Raw genomic sequence first — 19808 nt, 5'->3', positions numbered from 1 at the left:
CTCATGAGCGATCCAACCGGCTCGTGTCTCGCGGAACCAGCAACTGCAGGCGCTTCGGAGACACCGAGAAATGCAGCGGCGTGCGAGCCCAGTGAATCTCGCCATCCATCGCCACCTTGATGCGCCGGCGGCCGCGAACGCGCACGGTCAGCGCTTCAAAGCCGAAGCTGATGACGCGCGAGGCATCGCCGAGCCGCCCCATCGCCCCCATCAGCAGCAGCCCATACAAGGCCAGCGTGCCCACCGGCTTCGCCAGCATCGCCACCAGACGGCCCTCTTCCAGATGGGCGACTTCCGGAATCCCGATCTGCTCGAGCTGCAAGCTGTTGTTGCCGACCACCAGCGTCGGGGTGCGCAACACCTGGTGTTGCCCATGGGACAGCAGCTCGAGCGTCAGCTGCGCCGGCGTGCGCATCAGCGTGACGAGGGCCGACAGCAGCGCCACCCAGCGCCGCCGGCCGAGCATCTGCTTGTAGACCTCGCGGTCTTCCAGCAGCTGCGGATACAGCCCCAGGCTGGCATTGACAAGGAACGGCCGCCCATCGAGCAGACCGACCTGTACTGGTTCGATGCGGGCATCGAGCAAGCTGGCCACGGCCTCGTCGGTTTCCCGCGAGATGCCATAGGTCCGGCCGAAGTAATTGAACGTGCCGCGCGGCAGGATGCCGAAAGGCAGCCCCGTCGGCAACACGGTTGCCGCCACCGCGTTCAAGGTGCCGTCGCCACCCACTGCGACCACCACGCCGTCGGCCTGCCTGGCGCGTGCGACGGCCATCTCGGCGATCTGCGGCAAATGTTTGGGCCGATCGACCGTGAAGATGGTATAGACGCGTCCCGCCTCGTCCAGTCGCTGCTCGATCTTCCTTCGCGTCTCCACGGCGTCATCACTGCCGGAGCCGGCGTTGAAGACGATGAAGAGCGGTTCATTGCCGGACAAGGTGGCGATGGGCTCGGCCTTTGGGCTAGCGGCTGCGTCAGGCATGGGAAGAAGATACCTGCGGCTGCGAACCAGGACAACTCCAGCCTTGCGCTGGGGAAGCCGGCCACACCGGGCCCGCAGCGGGCAACGCGCCCCTACGTTGCATCATGCATCGTGCCGGCATCGCTCGGTCATCCATCGTCATGCGTTCTCTCCGTGGTGAAACACCGGCAATACGGCTTGCGCCAGTTCGTCGAGCACCTCTTCGACCGGCCGCTGCGAATTGGTGATGTTGAGCGCCACGTGATGGACGCCGGCGGCGCGCATCTCTTCGAGTATGGCAACGAGAGGCTGCGCACCAGTCCGGTATCCAAGATTCAATGCCGTCGGCGGTTCCAATGCGTTCTCGCTCAATTCGAGGCGGACCGCCACGCCGAAGGCGCGGAAACGTCCCGGCGCGGAGCGCTCGCAGGCCGCGCGCCACATGCTGTGCCGGTCCCGCTGGGTAGCGGGATCGCGGTGGTAGGTCATCCAGCCGATGGCATGCCGGGCGATCCAGTCCACGCTCTGTCCGCCAGAACCGACCGCCAGCAATGGCACTGCGCGCTGCTGGCGCGGCAGCAGGTAGAACGCGGTCCCATCGTCGGCCTCGCGATCCGGCACCACGTGCGACGGCAGCCCGACCGCCGCACCGACGACCTCCCAATGCTGGCGGAACAGCTCCCGCCGCGCGTTGCCGTCCTGCCCGAACGCCGCGTATTCGGGCGGACGATCGCCGGAGCCAAGGCCGAGAACAAAGCGTCCTCCAGACAGCTCCTGCACGGAGATCGCCGCCTTGGCGATATGCAAGGGATGGCGCAATGGCAGGACCACCGCACCACTGACCAGCATCACGCGGCGCGTGCGCGTGGCCAGTCCCCCGAGGAACACCCAGGGATCGAGATGGCCGATCGGGTCGGGATAGTCCGCGCTGTTGAGCGGCACGTCGCGGACCCACAGGGCACGGAACCCCGCCGCATCCGCCCGCTGGGCCAAATCGAGTTGCCCGGCGTAGTCGGGCACCGTCTGTCCCTCGCGAAGCAGCGGCATCACGAGGCCGATCGACAGTGCGTGCTCGCGAAAGAGCGCGAGTGGTGCGTGCTGCTGGGCGCCTGAAGTGCTGAAGCCGGACATGGTCCATCCGTCAGGGTTGGTCTCGGACGGATGATGCCACGCGTCGCGGCGCGCTGCCTTCGGTGAGGTCTCGTTCGGACAGAAGCCCCGTCATGTCATGCGGTGGCCGCCGTGGCCGGATTCGCCGCGGGCGGCGCGGTCCGCAGCGGCAATACCACCCTCGCCACCAGCCCCGGCCGGCCATCCGCACGTCCCATCAGATCGACGCGGCCGCCGAGATTGCCTGCAATCGTCTGCACGATGGCGAGCCCGAGCCCGCTGCCCTCTTCGTCGGTCGCGCCGCCGCGATAGAAGCGCTCGAACACGCGCAGGCGCGCGGCCTCGGGAATGCCCGGCCCGGTGTCGGCCACTTCGATCACGACATCGCCATTGCCTTTGCCTTCCCCTTCCCCTTCCTCGCGGCGCACGCTCAGGTCCACCCGCCCTCCCCGGCCGCCATACCGGATGGCGTTGTCCGCCAGGTTCTTGATCAGCATGCGCAGGTCCGTCTCCGTGGCGGCGAGCCGCACCTCGTCGAGCCGCTCCACGCCCAGGTCGACGCCGCGGTCGACGGCGAGCGGCAGCAGGTCGGTCACGACATCGCTGACGACCGCGGCCACTGCCACGTTATCCAGCGCGCGGGGCGTGCCGATTTCCGCGCGGGCCAGTTCGAGCAATTTGGCGATCAGGGTTCCCGTGCGACGGATGCCGCGGCGCAGCTCTTCCAGTTGTTCGTCGATGTGGTCGCGCGGCGCGTGGATCAGGTTCTCGACCTGCAACTGCAGGGCGGTCAGCGGCGACCGCAGTTCATGCGCGGCATTTGCGATGAAGCTGCGCTCCGTGTCGATCAGCCCGGATAGCCGGACCATCATCCGGTTGACCGATTCGAGAAAGGGTCGCAGTTCCTCGGGCGCCGTGCCGGTATCGACGGGCTCCAGGTGATTGAGGTCGGCCTGCGCCACACGCTCGCCGATCACGCTCAATGGCCGCAGCGCGTCCCTGACGCTGACGCGGATCGCCCACACCAGCACCGGCAGCAACACCACGACCGGAATCACGGCCCATGCCGCCACGCGCCGGGCATTGGCCGTCCGAACCTCCCGCTGCTGGGCAATCTGCATGTAGGCATCGCCGGCCTGCAGCGCAAACACGTCCCAGACGATCCCGCCGGTCTCCACGTCGGAGAAGCCAAGCTGCGCCTTTGGAAGCGGCACCCATGGCGCGCTGCTGTGTCGCGGCCGGACGCCGTCCCCCGGCCCCCAGGTCTGCACCAGCACGGGGGGCGCCGCCGGCGGCTTGCCGTGGGACGGTGCCGGCATGACTGGCGGCGCGGCCTGGATGGCGGCGGCAGCCTGCCGCAAGTCGTCGTTGAACTCGGCGGCGGCCTGGTGGACGACGATCCAGGCGCCGATCCCGCCCAGCAATCCCACCAGCAGCGCGAGACTGCCAAGGGACAGGCTCAGACGGCGATGCAGCGATCCGATGGCAGCAGATTTGGCCATGTCCGACTCCGGTGGAGTTCACGGCTGAAGTGTGGGCGATCGGCTCTCCGATGCCAATTGACGCGCGCCGATCCGGGCAGGCACCGGTTGAGGGTGCGCAGCGCGCATGGCAGCATACGGCGATGCCTGCCGTCCCTCCCGCCCCCTCCACCCCCACCGACACCGTCCTCCGTGACCTCGCCCGCCTGCGCCGCGTCCGCGATCGCATCGACCGGGACTACGCCCAGCCCTTGGACGTCGAAGCGCTGGCTCAGGGCGTTCATATGTCGGCGGGCCATCTGAGCCGGCAGTTCCGGCTGGCCTATGGCGAATCTGTCTATGCCTACCTGATGACGCGGCGCATCGAGCGCGCGATGGCGCTGCTGCGCCGCGGCGACCTGAGCGTGACCGAGGTCTGCTTCGCGGTCGGATGCTCGTCGCTGGGCACGTTCAGCACCCGCTTCACCGAGCTGGTCGGCGTCCCGCCCAGCGTTTACCGGCGCGACTACGCGAGCCAGGCCGAGGGTATCCCGTCCTGCGTCGCCAGGCAGGTGACGCGACCGATCAGGAATCGAGAAGCGGGGGAACAGGCGTCCGTCTAGACTGCCGTCCAGGGTCCGGACCCTGCCGCGACGACCGATTCGGCCGCGACAACCGCCTCAACCGCGACTCCGGCGACTCCCGCGACGGCGAAGACGCCCGCGGCCAAACGCTCGATTGCCCATCACGGAGACTGATCTTGGATATCACGATTCACTCGACCTTCCTGCCCCACGCCGACCCGGAGGCCTCGCTGGCCTTCTATCGCGACACGCTCGACTTCGAGGTCCGCAAGGATGTCGCCTTTGGCGACCATCGCTGGATCACCGTCGGCCCGAAGGACCAACCCGAGACGTCCATCGTGCTGTACCCGCCCAACGCCACGCCGGGGGTCACGGACCAGGAAAAGCGCACCATCGCCGAGATGATGGCCAAGGGCACCTTCGCGATGCTGCTGCTTGGCGCCAAGGACCTCGACGCGGTGTTCCAGCGCCTGCAGGACTGCGACGCGGAGATCGTCCAGGAGCCGACCGACCAACCCTACGGCGTGCGCGATCTCGGCGTGCGCGATCCGGCCGGCAACATGATCCGGATTCAGCAGCGCAAGTAGGGCTCGCTCGGCGTGGAGGCTGGCTCGCCTTCGGTCGAGCCGGCCACTTCGCCTTGGCTGCCGTTCCGGCGTAGCCAATGCCAACCGGGATGGGCATCCGCCGCGCAACGATCGCCGTTTTTTCCGACCGTTTTTTCCAATTGCTACCCGCCGGGATTGCATCGCCGCGCCCATACGCACCGGCCCGCACCGGCTCGAGCGGGCCCACACCGGCCCCAGCGCCGGTCGCGGATGTAGCACGGCGCACGTTTACCTCCGATTCCGTACCCGCTCGACGGCCTGCCGCCGGTCCCGCCGCCTTGGCGCAGCCCTTGCGTGGCCGCCCAGAGTGCTCCGCTTTCGCCGGGGCGCCGATGGCGAAACACGGAGGACCGACATGCTGGCACCCGAGCCCAAACCGATCACCGCCTCCCCGGGCCCGAACCCGCCGCGCGCCCTGCCCCCGCGGCTGCCGGTACGCCTGCGCATCAACGGCGCGGATTACACGCTGCACGTCGAGCCCTGGGTCACGCTGCTGGACCTGCTGCGCGAGCAGCTGGACCTGACCGGCACCAAGAAGGGCTGCGACCACGGCCAGTGCGGCGCCTGCACGATTCTTGCAGACGGGCGCCGCATCAACGCCTGCCTGGCGCTGGCGGTGGCCTACGACCAGGCCGACATCACGACCGTCGAAGGACTGGCCCGCCTGTCCGGCGACCAGCGCGGCCTGCATCCGCTGCAGCAGGCCTTTATCGAATGCGATGCCTTCCAGTGCGGCTATTGCACGCCGGGCCAGCTGTGCTCGGCGGCGGGGCTGATGAACGAAACGCCTCCCCGCAACGTGCCGGAGATCCGCGAGCGGATGAGCGGCAACCTGTGCCGCTGCGGCGCCTATCCGCAGATCGTCGAGGCCGTGTCGCGCGTGGTGCTGAACGGGCACGGCACGGCGCGGGGCGAAGGCAAAGACGAAGGCGAAGGCGAAGGCGAAGGGAACCGCACGGCGGCCGGCGCAACCCCGTCATCGGCGTCATTGGAAGCGGGACCATCGACGCCATCGTCTTCGACGCCATCGGAGCCGACGCCATGAACCCGTTCCACTACGAACGCGCCGACACCGTGCCCGCGGCGCTCGCCCTGATCCATGAAGCCGCCGAGCGCGCGGAGGGCAACGCCTCCGCACGCTGCCTGGCGGGCGGCACCAATCTGGTCGACCTGATGAAGGTGGACGTGATGCGCCCCGTCGCGCTGGTCGACCTGGGCCTGCTGCCGCTGGCCGAGATCGAGGAACAGCCCGACGGCAGCCTGCATCTTGGCGCGATGGCCCGCAATGCCGATACCGCGGAGCATCCGCTGGTGCGCGAGCGCTATCCGCTGCTGCGCGCCGCCATCCTGGCCGGGGCCTCGCCGCAGATCCGCAATATGGCGACGAACGGCGGCAACCTGCTGCAGCGCACGCGCTGCTACTACTTCTACGATGCCGGCGTGCCATGCAACAAGCGCGCGCCGGGCACCGGCTGTCCGGCGGCGACGGGACTGGCCCGCCAGCACGCGATTCTCGGCGCCAGCGAGCATTGCATCGCCACCCACCCGTCCGACATGTGCGTGGCGCTGGCCGCGCTGGACGCGACCGTCCATGTCGAATCGGTCAATGGCACGCGCGAGATTCCCTTCGGCGAATTCCATCGGCTGCCCGGCGACCGGCCGGATGTCGATACCACGCTGGCGCCCGACGAAATCATTACGCACCTGTCGCTGCCGCCCGCGGAGGCCTTCGCCGCCCACAGCTGCTATCTGAAGGTGCGCGAGCGCGCGTCGTATGCCTTTGCGCTGGTGTCGGTGGCGGCGGCCCTCGACCTCGGGCCCGACGGCCGCATCCGCGCGGCCCGGCTCGCGTTGGGCGGCGTCGCCCACAAGCCCTGGCGCGACACCGAGGCCGAGGGCTTGCTGGTCGGCAAGCCGGCGGACGCCGAAGCCTTCGCCGAGGCGGCCCGCTTCATCCTGCGCGAAGCGCGTGCCTGGGGCGGTCCCGCCCTGCCGGAAAGCTGGCCGGCTGGCGTGACGGAAGGCTTGGCGGAAAGCCTGCCGGAAGGCGGCCCCAACAACGCCTTCAAGATTCCACTGGCCGAGCGTGCCATCGTGCACGCCCTGGAAATGGCGGCAGCCGGCATCCTGACCAACACCGGGCAGGACGCTTGCCGCGAGGAGACGCTGGCATGACCAAGACCGTGCTCGAACCGATCGACGAGAATCAGCAGCCGATGGCAGTGCCCGGCTCCGGGCAGTCCGGGATCGGCACGCCGACGCCGCGCATCGACGGCGTCGCCAAGGTGACCGGCCACGCCCGCTATGCGGCCGAACATCCCGCGCCGGACCTGGCCTATGGCGTGGTGGTCAACAGCACCGTCGCGCGCGGGCGCATCGTGTCGATCGACGCCAGCCGGGCGTTGGCGGTGCCGGGCGTCCTCGATGTAATCACGCATGAGAACCGCCCCAAGGTCCGTTCGCTGCGGCTGTTCTACAAGGACATGACCGCCCCGGCCGGCTCGCCGTTCCGGCCGCTGTATGACGACCAGATCCACTACAGCGGCCAGCCGGTCGCGCTGGTGGTGGCGGAAACCTTCGAGCTGGCGCGCTATGCCGCGATGCTGGTGCAGGTCGAATACGAGGCCGCGCCGCACGAAACCAACCTGCTCGCGAACCTGCAGCGCAGCCACGAGCCCTCGTCGCTGAAGGCCGGCTATTCGCCCACGCCGAAGCCCAAGGGCGACGCCGACGCGGCCTTCGAAGCCGCGCCGGTCAAGATCGATGCCGAGTACTACGCCGGCGTCGAGCACCACAACCCGATGGAGATGCACGCCAGCACCGTGATCCGTGACAGCCGCGGCCATCTGCTGATCCACGACAAGACCCAAGGCTCGCAGAATTGCCGCTGGATGGTGTCGCGCGTGTTCGGCCTGCCCAAGCGCAAGGTCGTGGTGCGCAACCAGTTCGTCGGCGGCGCCTTCGGCTCCGGCCTGCGCCCGCAGTACCAGCTGCTGGTGGCGGTGATGGCGGCGCTGAAGCTGCAGCGCTCGGTGCGCGTGGTGCTGTCGCGCCAGCAGATGTTCACCTTCGGCCATCGTCCCGAAACGTGGCAACGCGTCCGGCTCGCCGCCGACACCGACGGCCGGCTGAAGGCCGTGATCCACGAGGTCGCGGCAGAAACGTCGCGGCACGAGGACTACGTCGAGGTGGTCGCGAACTGGTCCGGGCAGCTCTACGCCAGCGAGAACGTCCGCCTGAAATACCGGCTGGTCGACCTGGACCACTACACGCCGATGGACATGCGCGCGCCGGGCGCCGCCCACGGCGTGCATGCGCTGGAAGTCGCGATGGACGAGCTGTCGTACGCCGTCGGCATGGATCCGCTGGCGCTGCGGCTCGCAAACTACGCCGAGCGCGACGGCAACAAGGGCCTGCCCTTCTCGACCAAGTCGCTGCGCGAATGCTACGAGGAAGGGGCGCGGCGCTTCGGCTGGGCCAAGCGCTCCCCGCAGCCCCGTTCGATGCGCGACGGCCATGAACTGGTCGGCTGGGGCATGGCCACCGGCACCTGGGACGCGATGCAGATGGCCGCGCGCGCCAGCGCCACGCTGCATGCGGACGGCACGCTGGAGGTCGCCAGCGCGGCCAGCGACATCGGCACCGGCACCTATACCGCCATGACGCAGATCGCCGCCTCGGCGATGGGCCTGCCGCTGGAGCGCGTGGTGTTCCGCCTGGGCGATTCGGAATTGCCGTTCGCGCCGATCGAGGGCGGCTCCTCGCATGTGGCGACGGTCGGCTCGGCGGTCGATGGCGCGTGCGAACGCCTGCAACGCCAGCTGTGGCGCCTGGCACGGGGACAGCGCAACGGCCGCTTCCAGGGCTGCACTTTCGAACAGGTCGCGTTTCGGGACGGAATGATCTGCCTGCGCGCCGATCCCGCCGTCGCCATGCCGCTGACCGAACTGCTGTCGGCCCACGGCAAGGCGCAACTGGGAGTGCGCTACCTGCTGGTGCCGAACCTCGCCGAACAGAAGAAGACCGTGCGGGCGGTGCATTCGGCCGTGTTCTGTGAGGTGCGCGTCGACGAGGCGCTGGGCCTGGTGCGCGTCATGCGCGTGGTCAGCGCCGTGGCCGCCGGCCGCATCGTCAATCCGCTGACGGCCCGCAGCCAGGTGATCGGCGGCGTGGTCTGGGGCATCAGCCAGGCGCTGCTCGAGGAAACCCATGCCGACCATGCGCTGGGCCGCTTTATGAACCATGACATCGCCGAGTACCACGTTGCCGCCAACGCCGACATCCGCGACATCGACGTCGTCTTTGTGGAGGAGGACGACCGCATCGTCAGCCGTATCGGCGCCAAGGGCGTCGGCGAGATCGGCATCGTCGGCGTCGCAGCCGCGATCAGCAATGCGATCTTCCATGCCACCGGACGCCGCCTGCGGACGACGCCGATGACGCCGGACAAGGTGATGGCGCGATAGATCGCCCACCGCCGGACGCAGTCCTTTCGTTGCGCATATGCGCTCGCCGCATATGCGCATGCCAATTTGCAGCTTCGCTCCCGTCTCGCCCGTCCCTACAATGAGCCGGCATGTTTGCCGGCGCCGCCGCGCCGTTCCAGAACAGAATCGAGAACCAACGGGAGAAATCGATGCGAGTCGCAAGCCGAGTCCGGATACTGGCCACCCTGCTGCTGGCCTTCGGCGCCATGCAGTCCGCCAGCGCGGCGGACCCCGACAAGAAGGAAATCCGCTTCGGTGCGACCGCCGGCCCCTATGCCGACCAGGTCCGCCATGGCATCAAGCCAATCCTGGAAGGGCAAGGCTACAAGGTGACGATCGTCGAGTTCAGCGACTACGTGCAGCCGAACCTGGCACTGGCAGATGGCGCGCTCGATGCCAACGCCTTCCAGCATGCGGTCTACCTGAAGACATTCTCGGCCGATCGCAAGCTGCAGTTATCGGAGGTGGTGCAGGTACCGACCGCGCCGATCGGCATCTACAGCCGCAAGCACAAGGCACTGAGCGAAGTGAAGCCGGGCGCCACCGTGTCGCTGCCGAACGACCCGACCAATCTGGCACGCGCCATCGCGATCATGCAGCAGATCGGCTGGGTCACGCTCAAGCCCGGTACGGACGCGGTGCGCGCCTCGGAGCGCGACATTGCGGGCAATCCGCACAAGCTCAAGCTGGTGCAGCTCGAAGCGGCCCAGCTGCCCCGCTCGCTCGACGACGTCGACTATGCCTTCGTCAATGGCAATTTCGCGCTGGCATCGGGCCTGAAGCTGACCTCGGCACTGGCGCTGGAGAAGATCCCCGACTACTACATGAACCTCGTCGCCGTCAAAACCAGCGACCTGAACAAGCCCTTTGTGGCCGATATCCGCAACGCCTACCGTTCGGCCTCGTTCAAGGCCGTGACGCAGCAGCGCTTTGCGGGGTTCGTGGTCCCGGCGTACCAGAAGTAGCGCAATCAGAAGCAGCGCATCGTCAAGGCCGCCCCGCGCCCGCGGGGCAGCGTGGCGGCAGCAGTGGCCGGGCCACGATGCCCATCAGCGCCAGCCAGATCAGCGCGAGCGCCATCACCGTATTGGCCGACACCGGCTGCCGGTAGACGAACGTGGCGACGATGAACTGGGTGGTCGGCAACACGAACTGCAGCAGGCCGTTCATCGACAGCGACAGATGGTTGGCCGCGTACGAGAACAGCATCAGCGGGATCGCGGAGACCAGCCCGGCCATGGCCAGCGCAGCCAGATGCAGCGTGGACATGCCGGCCGGCAGGGCCAGCGTCATGTCCGAGAACATCAGCGCCAGGCCGCAGCCGATCGACAGGAACACCGTCTCCATCAGCAGGCCGCTGACCGCGTCCAGCGGCGTAAACCTCTTCAGGCAGGCATAACCGCCCCAACTGATCGCAGCCGTCAGATAGAGCCAGTGCTGCAGTTCGCCGCTGCGCAACAGCAGCAGCGCGATCGCGGCCGCGATCACCAGTAGTGCCGCGGCGACAACCTTGTCGACCTTCTCGCGAAACACGATCACGCCGGCCGCGATCGAAATGCAAGGGGCCGTCAGATAGCCCAGGCCCGTTTCGACGACATGGCTGTGGATCGAACTCCAGATGAAGACGGCCCAGTTCACCACCACCAGGCACGAGGCCGCGACATGCAGGGCCAGCACGCGCGGCCCCAGCTTGCTGCGCAATGCCCGCAAGCGCCCGGTCAACCAGAGGATGGCCAGCAGCGTCGTCAGCGAAATCAGGATGCGGTAGCCGACCAGCGTCGTCGGCGCGATGCCGGCCAGCAGCCGCCAGTACAGCGACGACGCGCCAAACACGACGTTGGCGGAAACGCCGGCCGCCGCCGCGGCCATGCCGTTGGGAAGTCCGGGACGCGATAGGGTCATGTAGATAAGCCTCGTCGATACGTGGGGAGCGCTTGCCGCAGCCGGACGCAAGGCCCCGGGATGTCATCCTGGGATGCCAGCCGGGGGATGCAAGCCCGGATGCAAGGTGTCTTCATCCCCACTGTAGGGCCGCCGATCCATCGCGTAAAATGAATTGTCCCGAACCGATCATTCGGAGAAATCGATATGCTGGAATTGTCCGACCTGAAGACCTTCGCCGCGGTCGTGCAGGCGGGCGGCATCAACAAGGCCGCCGAAACGCTGCATCGCGCGCAGTCGAGCATCACGGTGCGTATCCAGCAGCTCGAAGAGAAGCTCGGCGTCACGCTGTTCCATCGCGACGGCCGCAAGCTGCAACTGTCGCCGGCGGGCAAGGTGCTGATGGACTATGCGGAACGGCTGCTCGATCTGGCCGACGAGGCGGCCGAGGCCACCCGCAACGACCGGCCCAGCGGCACGCTGCGGCTCGGCGCGATGGAAAGCACGGCAGCGGTCCGCCTGCCGCAACCGCTGGGCTTGTTCCACGAGATGTATCCGGACGTCGCCCTGGAGCTGTCCTCCGGCGACCCGGCGGAGCTCGCCGAACGGGTCATCGATGGCACCCTCGATGCGGCGCTGACCACCGATCCGGCAGCGGACAAGCGCCTGCATGCGATGCCGATCTACGAGGAGGAACTGGTCATCGTCGCCAATGCCGGCCATCCCCCGATCGCCTCGCCGAAGGACATTCCCTCGAAGACGATCCTGGCCTTCCCGCGCGGCTGTCCGCATCGCCGCTGCCTGGAGGACTGGTTTGCGCGCTCGCGCACCGCGCCGCGGCGCGTCGTCGAGGTCGGCTCCTACCATCTGATTCTCGGCTGCGTGGCGGTCGGCATGGGCGTCGCGCTGGTGCCGCGCAGCATCGTCGGCATCTACAGCGAGCGGGCCCGCCTCAGCCTGCATCCCTTGCCCGCCAAATCCGGCCGCATGGTGACGCGGCTGATCTGGCGCAAGGACGCCGCCGAGGCGAACATCCTGGCGCTCTCGCGGGTGTTGCTCAAAAGCAAGGCCGTGGCGCCGGTCGGTCGTCCATAGCGGCCCCATATTGCGAGTCATTGCCCACGACGCAGGCCATTCGCCCGCCCGCCAGCGCTAGGGCTTGAGCGCCGGATGCTTCAGCGCGTGCGCCGTCTCCACCAGGTGGAAGCGGAAATTCCGCTCGTCGCGGTCGAGCCCCAGCTGGCCATCCCGGTAGGCCATGGCGAGCGCCTGGATCCTTCCCCTCCTCCGCTCCTTTTCGCCCGTCTTTCGCTTTCTTGCCGCCTTGACAGGTTTTGTTTAACTCTGTTATTAATAATGATTACTATTTACAACCTTTCTGACGCCATTTTGCCGTCCGCGTCGGCATGCCGCCTTCCGCTGCGCCGGACCGGCGGCCGAGCGGATCCACCTGCTGGAACATGAGTACGCCGGGCTGCCTTCTCCCTACGAGCATCGAGTCGCTGTATTGCGACCACCATCTATGGCTCAAGGGATGGCTCCACCGGCGTCTGGGCAGCGCCGAGCAGGCCGGCGACCTGGCGCACGACACCTTCGTGCGGCTGCTCAACAGCGATCGCGTGCCGAGCCGCCTGGACGAGCCCCGCGCCTACCTGACCACCGTCGCGCAGCGGCTGGTGTCGAACCACTGGCGCCGCGAAAAGCTCGAGCGCGCCTATCTCGAAGCCCTGGCGCAGGCGCCCAGCCGGGTCGAACTGTCGCCCGAGGAACGGGCGATCCTGCTGGAGACGCTGCTCGAGCTCGACTGCCTGCTCGACGGATTGCCGCGGATCGTCAAGGAGGCCTTCCTGCTGTCCCAGCTCGACGGGCAGACGCACGCGCAGGTGGCAGAGGCGCTGGGCATCTCGATCCCGACGGTCAAGCGCTACATCGTCAAGGCGCTGCAGCGCTGCTTCTTCGCCGACCTGTCGTTCGTCGCATGACGCCGCATGAAGCGGCCTGAAGCCGCAGCCCGTCGAATGAACGCGCATCCCGCCCCATCACCTCGCATCACGATCGGATAACGCCCCCTTGGCTTCCTCCTGGTACCAGACCACAGCCGACGCCGCCAACATTCCGGCCGACGTGGCGGAGCGCGCGCTGGAATGGCTGCTCGAACTGCAGGGCGATGACGTGGCGCCCGAGGTCGTCGAGGCCTGGAAGTGCTGGCGCGCCGCGCATCCCGATCACGAGCGGGCCTGGCAGCGGATCGAATCGGTCAAGGACCGGCTGCGGCCGCTGTCCTCGCCGGTGACCTCCGATATCGCGCGGGCCGCGCTCGCCCCGCCGGGTTCGCCGGGTTCGTCGAAGCGCCGGCGCGCGATCAAGGTGCTGGCGGTCTCGTTGTTCGCCGGGGGCCTCGCCTGGAGCGCGCGGGACCATACGCCGTGGCGCCAATGGGCGGCCGACCATCGCACCGCGGTCGGCGAGCGCCGTTCGCTGGTGCTGGCGGACGGCACGCAGCTGTGGTTGAACACCGCCAGCGCGGTCGACATCGACTTCGACGCGGCACAGCGGCGCGTCAGGCTGCTGGCCGGCGAGATCCTGATTGCCACCGCCAAAGACCAAGCGTCGCCACCCCGGCCCTTCCTGGTCGAGACCGCGCAGGGCACGGTGCAGGCGCTGGGCACCCGCTATGTCGTGCGCCAGCGCGGCGACGATACCGAGGTCAGCGTGTTCGAGGGCAAGGTCCAGATCCGCCCCAACCGCAATGCCGCCAGCGCGATCGTGCTGCCGGCCGGCTATCGCGCCAGCTATACGGCGGACAGCATCACCTCCCCTGCCCCGGCCGAGAGCGCCGGCGCGACCTGGGCCGAAGGCTTCATCGTCGCCCGCAGCATGCGCCTGGACGATTTCCTCGTGGAGCTGGGCCGCTACAGCGACGATGCGTTGTCCTGCGACCCGGCGCTGGCCGGCCTGCGCGTGTCGGGCTCGTTCCCGGTCGACGACATCGGCAAGGTCCTGAGCGCGCTGGGCACGACGCTGGAGGTACGCACCGAAGTGGTGACTAGACTGTGGGGGCGCAGGGAGATCCGGCTTGTCCGGGCACCTGCCGCCAAGGGGTAGCCCACGAAGATCTGAAAAATATTTGCCGCGAGCTGATCCGTTTTGGTTTCTCGCGGGTCATGGAGGTGAGCACTCCAACTTCTCCTCCTTCAGAAAGGTCAGATCATGGGTTCCCTCCGGGTCCACGTCACGGCGCCGACGCGCCAGCCTACTCACCGATTCCGGCGCAAGCTGCTGGCCCGCGCGGCGCGGCACATCGCCTTCGGCGCCGCCGTTGCCGCGCCGGTGCTGTCCATCCCCGCGATCGCGCACGCCCAGCCGGCGGCCGCGAGCCGAAGCTATGACATCCCCGCCGGCACGCTCGAATATGCGCTCAGCCGCTTCGGCCGCGAGGCCGGCATCATGCTGTCGTTCAAGCCGGAGCTGACCGCCGGCCGCAGCAGCACGGGCCTGCAGGGCAACTACACGGTGCGCCGCGGCCTGGACACGCTGCTGGCCAATTCGGGGCTGGTGGCCGTCGAGCAGGCGAACGGCACCTATGTCGTCAATGCCGCGCCGCGGTCCGCGGATGCCGGCGAAGGCGTCGCGATGCTGCCCACGGCGACCGTGGTGGCCTCCGCCAGCGATGGCGGCCTGCCGGCGCCCTATGCCGGCGGCCAGGTCGCGCGCGGCGGCGGCCTGGGCGTGCTGGGCACGGCCGACGTGATGGACGTGCCGTTCAGCACCACCAACTACACCGCCGAGATGCTGCAGGACACGCAGGCCCGCACGCTTGCCGACGTGGTCGTCAGCGAGGCCTCGGTGCGCACGCTGACCTCCAGCGGCGGCTTCGGCGAGGATTTCCAGATCCGCGGCTATACCGTGTCGAGCGGCGACGTGGGTTTGAACGGCCTCTACGGCATGGCGTCGGCGAACCGGATGCCCACGCTGATGATGGAGCGTGTCGAGGTCCTCAAGGGCCCGGGCACGCTGATGTACGGCATCGGCCCGAGCGGCAGCATCGGCGGCGCGATCAACGTCGTCACCAAGCGCGCCGGCGACGAACCGCTGACGCGCCTGACCGGCACCTTCCAGAGCAAGTCGCAGTTGGGCGTGCAGGCGGACATCGGCCGCCGCTTCGGCGAGGACAAGGAATGGGGCGTGCGCTTCAATGGCGCCTACCAGAACGGCAAGACGACGCTGGACGACGGCCGCGCCGAACAGACCGTCGGCGCGATCGGCCTGGACTATCGCGGCCGCAGGCTGCGCTGGTCGCTCGATGCCTACAGCCAGCACGAGGGCATCGACAACTTCCGTCCGCAGATCGGCTTCCTGCCGACGGTCACCGCCATTCCGGACGCCCCCTCCGGGCACCGCAATTTCTATCCCGGCACGAAGCTGAACCTGCATGACACGGCCGTGATGAGCCGCGTCGAGTACGACATCGCACCGAACCTGATGGTCTGGGGCGCGGCCGGGTATCACGAGGGATCGACCTATCAGGACTTTCCTTCGGGCCGTGTCAACGCACAGGGCAATTTCACCGTCAACAACGCCTGGTATGACGCGTACAGCAAGACGCGGACCGCCGAGGTCGGCGCGCGCGCGAACTTCGCCACGTGGAACGTCGGCCATACCGTGACGTTCAGCGCCACGCGGCTCGACCAGGAGGCGGGCAACTTCTACCTGGCCAATCCGGCCGCCGACGGCGTGCCTTCCAGCATCTACAACCCCGTGCCGATTCCCCCGGTGCGCGGCATCCGCGGCGATGCGCAGCGCGCTTCGGAAACCGAGCTGACCAGCTTCTCGCTGACCGATACGCTGTCCTTCGCCGACGATCGCGTGCTGATCACCGGCGGCCTGCGCCATCAGCGCGTGGCGCTGGAGAACTTCACCGCCGGCGTGCAGAGCGGCAAGTACGACGACAGCGCGGTCTCCCCGCTCGCCGGCATCGTGATCAAGCCGCTGTCCAACGTGTCGGTCTACGGCAACTACACCGCGGGCCTGACGCGCGGCGGCGTCGCCCCGGCCGGCACCGCCAACGCTGGCGAGGTGTTCGCGCCGTACAAGTCCAAGCAATACGAGGCCGGCGTCAAGGTCGACTGGAGCCGCCGCGTCACCACCACCGTGTCGGTGTTCCAGATCGAGCGCCCCAGCGCGGTCACCGATCCGGCCACCAACATCTACAGCTTCGACGGCGAGCAGCGCAACCGTGGCCTCGAGCTGTCGGCCTATGGCGAGGTGATGCGCGGCCTGCGGCTGATGGCGAGCGCCACCTTCTTCGATGCCAAGCTGACCCGTACCGCCGGCGGCGTCAACGACGGCAAGGACGCCAATAACGTGCCCAAGCGGACCTTCAACCTCGGCGTCGACTGGGATACGCCGTGGGTGCAGGGCCTGAGCCTGTCCGGCCGCATGCTGCATACCTCGTCGATGTACTTCAACGCGGCCAATACGCTGAGCCTGCGCAGCTATACCCGCTACGACATCGGCGCCCGCTATCGCACCCGCGTCGGCAGCACGCCGGTGGTGCTGCGCGCCAATGTGCTGAACCTGTTCAACGACAACCACTGGCTGGCCAGCGGTACCTATGTCACCGTGGCCGCTCCCCGCACGCTGATGCTCTCGGCGCAATTCGACTTCTAAGGGCTATCCCATGAAATCTTCCGCATCGCTCGCCTTCGCGCTGATGGCGTTCGCCACCGCGGCGCATTCGCACCAGATCTGGATCGAGCAGGCGCCCGGCCAGAACGCCAGCGTCCGCTTCGGCGAATTCGCCGAGAACCTGCGCGAGGTCTCGCCCGGCACGCTGGACAAGCTCGGTGTGCCGAGCGCCGCGCTGCTCTCGGCCAAGGGCGAGCAAGCCGCCGACGGCGTCAAGACCGGCGACGGCTATACGTTGCCCTTCCAGGCCAAGCGCGGCGACGCGATCGTCGCGCAGGCGCCCCACTACCCGCTGTACCCGTTCAAGCGCGGCGAACAGCAGTTGACCGGCTGGTATTTTCCCGCCGCGCGGCTGGTGACGGAGCTCGCGCCGCAGGCGCCCAAGCTGGTGCTCGACGTGGTGCCGGCCGGCAAGGCCGGGGAACTGCAGGTGTTCTTCCGCGGCAAGCCGCTGCCCAAGGCCAAGGTCGCGCTGGTGACGCAGTCGGGCTGGGCCAAGGAGAAGCAGACCGACGAGCAGGGCAAGGTCGCCTTCGATATGCCGTGGCAAGGCGTCTACGTCGCCGAGGTCAGCCATCAGGACGAAACCCCGGGCGAGCGCCTGGGACAGGCCGGGCCCGAGCGATATCATCGCGTCGACTATGTCAGCACGCTGACCTATGTCAAACCCGACGGCCTGCCCGCCGTGCCGGCCATTCCCGCACCCAACGCCGACAAGAAGGCCAAACAGTAAATGCAAGCTGCCGTGCCCCGAGCCCTGAAGATCGGCTCGCTCGTCTCGCGCATCATCGCCGCCGTGCTGGGCGGCTATGCGCTCGCGGCGCTGGCCAGCGTCGCCGCGCTGGCGCTGCCGATCAGCAAGCCGCAAGCCGTGCTGACCGGCATGCTGGCCAGTTTCGCCTTCTATGCGGGCGCCGTGATCTGGGTGTTCGCGGTACGCAGCGCGCGGCGCGCATGGGCCGGACTGCTGGTGGCGGCCGTCCCGCTGCTGCTGGCGGCCTGGTATGCCGGCGTGGGAGGGAGCGCATCGTGAAGTCCACCGCGAAGTCTACGGTGACGCCGCGCAACGTCATCGACAACCACAGCGACATCGCCGCCAGGGGCCGGGGCATCCGCCAGACCATGTCGGACCTGCATACGTGGGCCGGCCTGCTGGTCGGATGGATTCTCTACGCGATGTTCCTGACGGGCACGGTCAGCTATTTCAAGGACGAGATCTCGCAATGGATGCGGCCCGAACTGGCGCATCAGCTCGAAGTGCCCGATCCCGCCGCGGCCGCGCAGCGCGTGGCCGACACGCTGGCGACCGTCGCCGCGGGCAGCCCGCTGTGGGGCATGGAGATGCCGACGGACCGGCACAACGTGGTCAGCGCGTTCTGGCGCACGGTGGGCGCCCCACCCGGCAAGCGCACGTTCGACAGCGGCACCTTCGACCCGGCCACGGGCCAGAAGGTCGCGGCGCGCGAAACCCACGGCGGCGAGTTCTTCTATCGCTTCCACTTCCAGTTCCACTACATGCCGGTGCTGTGGGGACGCTGGCTCGCGGGCTTCTGCGCGATGTTCATGCTGGTGGCGATCGTCAGCGGCGTGATCACCCACAAGAAGATCTTCGTCGACTTCTTCACCTTCCGCTGGGGCAAGGGCCAGCGTTCCTGGCTCGATGCGCACAACGCGCTGTCGGTGTTCGGCCTGCCCTTCCACCTGATGATCACCTATACCGGCCTGGTGACCCTGATGGCGATGTACATGCCATGGGGCCAGCAGGCAGCCTTCAAGACGCCGGCCGAGCGGCAGCAGCTGACGGCGCAGCTGAATGCGTCGCCGCCGCCCGGCAAGCCGAGCGGCATCCCCGCCAAGCTCGCGCCGATTGATGACATGGTGCGCCAGGCCCAGGCGCGCTGGGGCCAGCACAACATCAGCCGCGTGACGATCGCCCATGCCGGCGATGCGTCGGCCCGCGTCACCGTGCTGCGCGGCGAGGCCGCGCGCGTGTCGATGAGCCCGCAGTACCTGGTGTTCAACGGCGCCACCGGCAAGCTGCTCGAGACGCGCGACAGCGTCGGCCCGGCGGCCGAGGTGCGCGGCGTCATGTATGCGCTGCATCTGGGGCGATTCAGCGATCTGCAATTGCGCTGGCTCTACTTCATCGTCAGTCTTGCCGGCACCGCGATGGTCGGCACGGGGCTGGTGATGTGGACCGTCAAGCGTCGCCAGAAGCTGCCTGAGCCGGAGCGGCCGTATTTCGGTTTCTGGCTGGTCGAGCGCCTGAATATCGCCGCGATCGCCGGGCTTTCCGTTGCGATGACGGCGATGCTGTGGGGCAATCGTCTGCTCCCGGCGGAACTGGCAGCCCGCGGCGCCTGGGAGATCCACCTGTTCTTCATCGCGTGGGCGGCGACGCTGCTGGTCGCGCTGATGCGGCCGGCAAAGAAAGCGTGGATCGAACTGCTGTGGCTGGGCGCTGCGCTGCTGGCGCTGCTGCCGGTGCTGAACGCGCTGACCACCGACCGCGGCCTGTGGCGCAGCATGGCCGAGGGCGACTGGGTCTTTGCAGGCTTCGATCTGATGATGTGGGCCCTGGCCGCGCTGCACGCGATGCTGGCACTGCGCACCGCCCGGCATCGGCCGCGGATCAAGCCGGCCAGAAGAACGCGCGCGAGCACCGCCACCGCCGCCGCCACCACCTCCGCTCCTGCCACGCTGTCGGAGGACCGCGCATGATGGACCTGCTCGCCTTCACCCTATGCATCGCGGCATTCGGCGCGCTGGCGCTCGCGATGGAGCGGCATCAGCAAGCGGTGTTTGACGTTCTGCTGCCACGGTCGCGCACGCGCATGCTGCGCGCGGCCGGCTGGCTGGGACTGCTGCTCGCGTTGTGGGTCCTGGTGGACCACCGCGGCTGGGCGCTCGCGCTCGTGCACTACAGCGGGCAGACCAGCCTTGCCGCGGGCCTCGTCCATGTCGCGTTGATCTGGCGGGAGCGGCGGCGCATGGCACGCCGCTAGGGGGCCCCGCTAGTCTGCTCCGCT

At 68.3% G+C, this 19808-nt stretch carries 18 protein-coding genes and 1 pseudogene; 14 read left to right on the top strand and 5 right to left on the bottom strand.

Going from position 1 to position 19808, the window contains the following annotated elements; genetic code table 11:
• Position 1 precedes the first annotated feature (1 nt).
• The 3 genes from K7G19_RS02520 to K7G19_RS02510 all read right to left on the bottom strand — a co-directional run bounded on the left by K7G19_RS02520 (position 2) and on the right by K7G19_RS02510 (position 3501).
• Positions 2–982, bottom strand: coding sequence for a diacylglycerol kinase family protein (locus tag K7G19_RS02520; protein ID WP_226105622.1), 981 nt, complete (start codon positions 980–982; stop codon positions 2–4).
• 138 nt (positions 983–1120) lie between these two features.
• Entirely contained in the window at positions 1121–2092 is a 972-nt protein-coding gene (locus K7G19_RS02515; protein ID WP_226105620.1) for a TIGR03571 family LLM class oxidoreductase, read from the bottom strand.
• A gap of 95 nt (positions 2093–2187) precedes the next feature.
• Positions 2188–3501, bottom strand: coding sequence for a HAMP domain-containing sensor histidine kinase (locus K7G19_RS02510; RefSeq protein ID WP_226105618.1), 1314 nt, complete (start codon positions 3499–3501; stop codon positions 2188–2190).
• Between the two features lie 194 nt (positions 3502–3695).
• Here K7G19_RS02510 and K7G19_RS02505 point away from each other — a divergent pair, with 194 nt between their 5' ends.
• The 6 genes from K7G19_RS02505 (at position 3696) to K7G19_RS02480 (ending at position 10175) form a co-directional block, all read left to right on the top strand.
• The gene (locus tag K7G19_RS02505) at positions 3696–4154 is read left to right on the top strand and encodes a helix-turn-helix transcriptional regulator (RefSeq protein WP_226105616.1); all 459 of its coding nucleotides are present in this window, start codon (positions 3696–3698) and stop codon (positions 4152–4154) included.
• A gap of 137 nt (positions 4155–4291) precedes the next feature.
• Entirely contained in the window at positions 4292–4702 is a 411-nt protein-coding gene (locus K7G19_RS02500) for a VOC family protein (protein ID WP_226105614.1), read from the top strand.
• Positions 4703–5078: 376 nt separating this feature from the next.
• Entirely contained in the window at positions 5079–5768 is a 690-nt protein-coding gene (locus K7G19_RS02495; RefSeq protein WP_226105612.1) for a (2Fe-2S)-binding protein, read from the top strand.
• Positions 5765–6898 (top strand): xanthine dehydrogenase family protein subunit M, encoded by a 1134-nt coding sequence (locus K7G19_RS02490; protein ID WP_226105610.1) that lies wholly within the window; start codon positions 5765–5767, stop codon positions 6896–6898. The genes K7G19_RS02495 and K7G19_RS02490 overlap by 4 nt, the downstream gene beginning before the upstream one ends.
• Positions 6895–9189, top strand: coding sequence for a xanthine dehydrogenase family protein molybdopterin-binding subunit (locus tag K7G19_RS02485; protein WP_226105608.1), 2295 nt, complete (start codon positions 6895–6897; stop codon positions 9187–9189). Before K7G19_RS02490 ends, K7G19_RS02485 begins: the two co-directional genes overlap by 4 nt.
• A 227-nt stretch (positions 9190–9416) precedes the next feature.
• Positions 9417–10175, top strand: coding sequence for a MetQ/NlpA family ABC transporter substrate-binding protein (locus K7G19_RS02480; RefSeq protein WP_370639493.1), 759 nt, complete (start codon positions 9417–9419; stop codon positions 10173–10175).
• A gap of 22 nt (positions 10176–10197) precedes the next feature.
• On the opposite strand, the gene K7G19_RS02475 is transcribed toward K7G19_RS02480, so the two are convergent.
• Positions 10198–11112, bottom strand: coding sequence for an EamA family transporter (locus K7G19_RS02475; RefSeq protein WP_226105604.1), 915 nt, complete (start codon positions 11110–11112; stop codon positions 10198–10200).
• Positions 11113–11298: 186 nt separating this feature from the next.
• On the opposite strand from K7G19_RS02475, the gene K7G19_RS02470 reads away from it, so the two are divergent.
• A complete protein-coding gene (locus K7G19_RS02470; protein ID WP_150084861.1) occupies positions 11299–12186 on the top strand; it encodes a LysR family transcriptional regulator in 888 nt (295 codons plus the stop codon).
• A 57-nt stretch (positions 12187–12243) separates the two neighbouring features.
• Here K7G19_RS02470 and K7G19_RS02465 read toward each other — a convergent pair.
• Positions 12244–12366 (bottom strand): annotated as a pseudogene (locus tag K7G19_RS02465) (sel1 repeat family protein); the annotation flags it as partial.
• A 185-nt stretch (positions 12367–12551) separates the two neighbouring features.
• Between K7G19_RS02465 and K7G19_RS02460 the strand changes: the two are divergent.
• From K7G19_RS02460 to K7G19_RS02430, 7 genes are all read left to right on the top strand, one after another.
• Positions 12552–13073 (top strand): sigma-70 family RNA polymerase sigma factor, encoded by a 522-nt coding sequence (locus tag K7G19_RS02460; protein ID WP_149318414.1) that lies wholly within the window; start codon positions 12552–12554, stop codon positions 13071–13073.
• Positions 13074–13161: 88 nt separating this feature from the next.
• Positions 13162–14196 carry a FecR domain-containing protein gene (locus tag K7G19_RS02455; protein ID WP_226105602.1) on the top strand — a complete coding sequence of 345 codons (1035 nt, stop codon included), beginning with the start codon at positions 13162–13164 and terminating at the stop codon, positions 14194–14196.
• Between the two features lie 105 nt (positions 14197–14301).
• Positions 14302–16761 carry a TonB-dependent receptor gene (locus K7G19_RS02450; protein ID WP_226105600.1) on the top strand — a complete coding sequence of 820 codons (2460 nt, stop codon included), beginning with the start codon at positions 14302–14304 and terminating at the stop codon, positions 16759–16761.
• A 10-nt stretch (positions 16762–16771) separates the two neighbouring features.
• The gene (locus K7G19_RS02445) at positions 16772–17512 is read left to right on the top strand and encodes a DUF4198 domain-containing protein (RefSeq protein ID WP_226105598.1); all 741 of its coding nucleotides are present in this window, start codon (positions 16772–16774) and stop codon (positions 17510–17512) included.
• On the top strand, positions 17513–17812 hold the full coding sequence (locus tag K7G19_RS02440) for a DUF3649 domain-containing protein (protein ID WP_150084857.1): 300 nt from the start codon (positions 17513–17515) through the stop codon (positions 17810–17812).
• An 89-nt stretch (positions 17813–17901) separates the two neighbouring features.
• Positions 17902–19500: a PepSY domain-containing protein gene (locus K7G19_RS02435; protein ID WP_150084881.1), complete on the top strand. Its 1599-nt coding sequence runs from the start codon at positions 17902–17904 to the stop codon at positions 19498–19500.
• Positions 19497–19784 carry a DUF3325 domain-containing protein gene (locus K7G19_RS02430; RefSeq protein WP_226105596.1) on the top strand — a complete coding sequence of 96 codons (288 nt, stop codon included), beginning with the start codon at positions 19497–19499 and terminating at the stop codon, positions 19782–19784. The genes K7G19_RS02435 and K7G19_RS02430 overlap by 4 nt, the downstream gene beginning before the upstream one ends.
• The last annotated feature ends 24 nt before the right edge of the window (positions 19785–19808 follow it).

Source organism: Cupriavidus sp. DB3 (genome assembly GCF_020418465.1).
GTDB classification, from domain to species: Bacteria; Pseudomonadota; Gammaproteobacteria; order Burkholderiales; family Burkholderiaceae; genus Cupriavidus; species Cupriavidus cauae.
Note: the sequence above shows the minus strand (reverse complement) of the source record. Positions and strands in the feature narration are given on the sequence as shown.

Excerpts from the sequence above, each read along its gene's own strand:
- K7G19_RS02520 (WP_226105622.1), bottom strand. The coding sequence starts at position 982 with ATGCCTGACGCAGCCGCTAGCCCAAAGGCCGAGCCCATCGCCACCTTG.
- K7G19_RS02515 (WP_226105620.1), bottom strand. The coding sequence starts at position 2,092 with ATGTCCGGCTTCAGCACTTCAGGCGCCCAGCAGCACGCACCACTCGCG.
- K7G19_RS02505 (WP_226105616.1), top strand. The coding sequence starts at position 3,696 with ATGCCTGCCGTCCCTCCCGCCCCCTCCACCCCCACCGACACCGTCCTC.
- K7G19_RS02495 (WP_226105612.1), top strand. The coding sequence starts at position 5,079 with ATGCTGGCACCCGAGCCCAAACCGATCACCGCCTCCCCGGGCCCGAAC.
- K7G19_RS02490 (WP_226105610.1), top strand. The coding sequence starts at position 5,765 with ATGAACCCGTTCCACTACGAACGCGCCGACACCGTGCCCGCGGCGCTC.
- K7G19_RS02485 (WP_226105608.1), top strand. The coding sequence starts at position 6,895 with ATGACCAAGACCGTGCTCGAACCGATCGACGAGAATCAGCAGCCGATG.
- K7G19_RS02480 (WP_370639493.1), top strand. The coding sequence starts at position 9,417 with ATGCAGTCCGCCAGCGCGGCGGACCCCGACAAGAAGGAAATCCGCTTC.
- K7G19_RS02475 (WP_226105604.1), bottom strand. The coding sequence starts at position 11,112 with ATGACCCTATCGCGTCCCGGACTTCCCAACGGCATGGCCGCGGCGGCG.
- K7G19_RS02470 (WP_150084861.1), top strand. The coding sequence starts at position 11,299 with ATGCTGGAATTGTCCGACCTGAAGACCTTCGCCGCGGTCGTGCAGGCG.
- K7G19_RS02460 (WP_149318414.1), top strand. The coding sequence starts at position 12,552 with ATGAGTACGCCGGGCTGCCTTCTCCCTACGAGCATCGAGTCGCTGTAT.
- K7G19_RS02450 (WP_226105600.1), top strand. The coding sequence starts at position 14,302 with ATGGGTTCCCTCCGGGTCCACGTCACGGCGCCGACGCGCCAGCCTACT.
- K7G19_RS02445 (WP_226105598.1), top strand. The coding sequence starts at position 16,772 with ATGAAATCTTCCGCATCGCTCGCCTTCGCGCTGATGGCGTTCGCCACC.
- K7G19_RS02440 (WP_150084857.1), top strand. The coding sequence starts at position 17,513 with ATGCAAGCTGCCGTGCCCCGAGCCCTGAAGATCGGCTCGCTCGTCTCG.
- K7G19_RS02435 (WP_150084881.1), top strand. The coding sequence starts at position 17,902 with ATGTCGGACCTGCATACGTGGGCCGGCCTGCTGGTCGGATGGATTCTC.
- K7G19_RS02430 (WP_226105596.1), top strand. The coding sequence starts at position 19,497 with ATGATGGACCTGCTCGCCTTCACCCTATGCATCGCGGCATTCGGCGCG.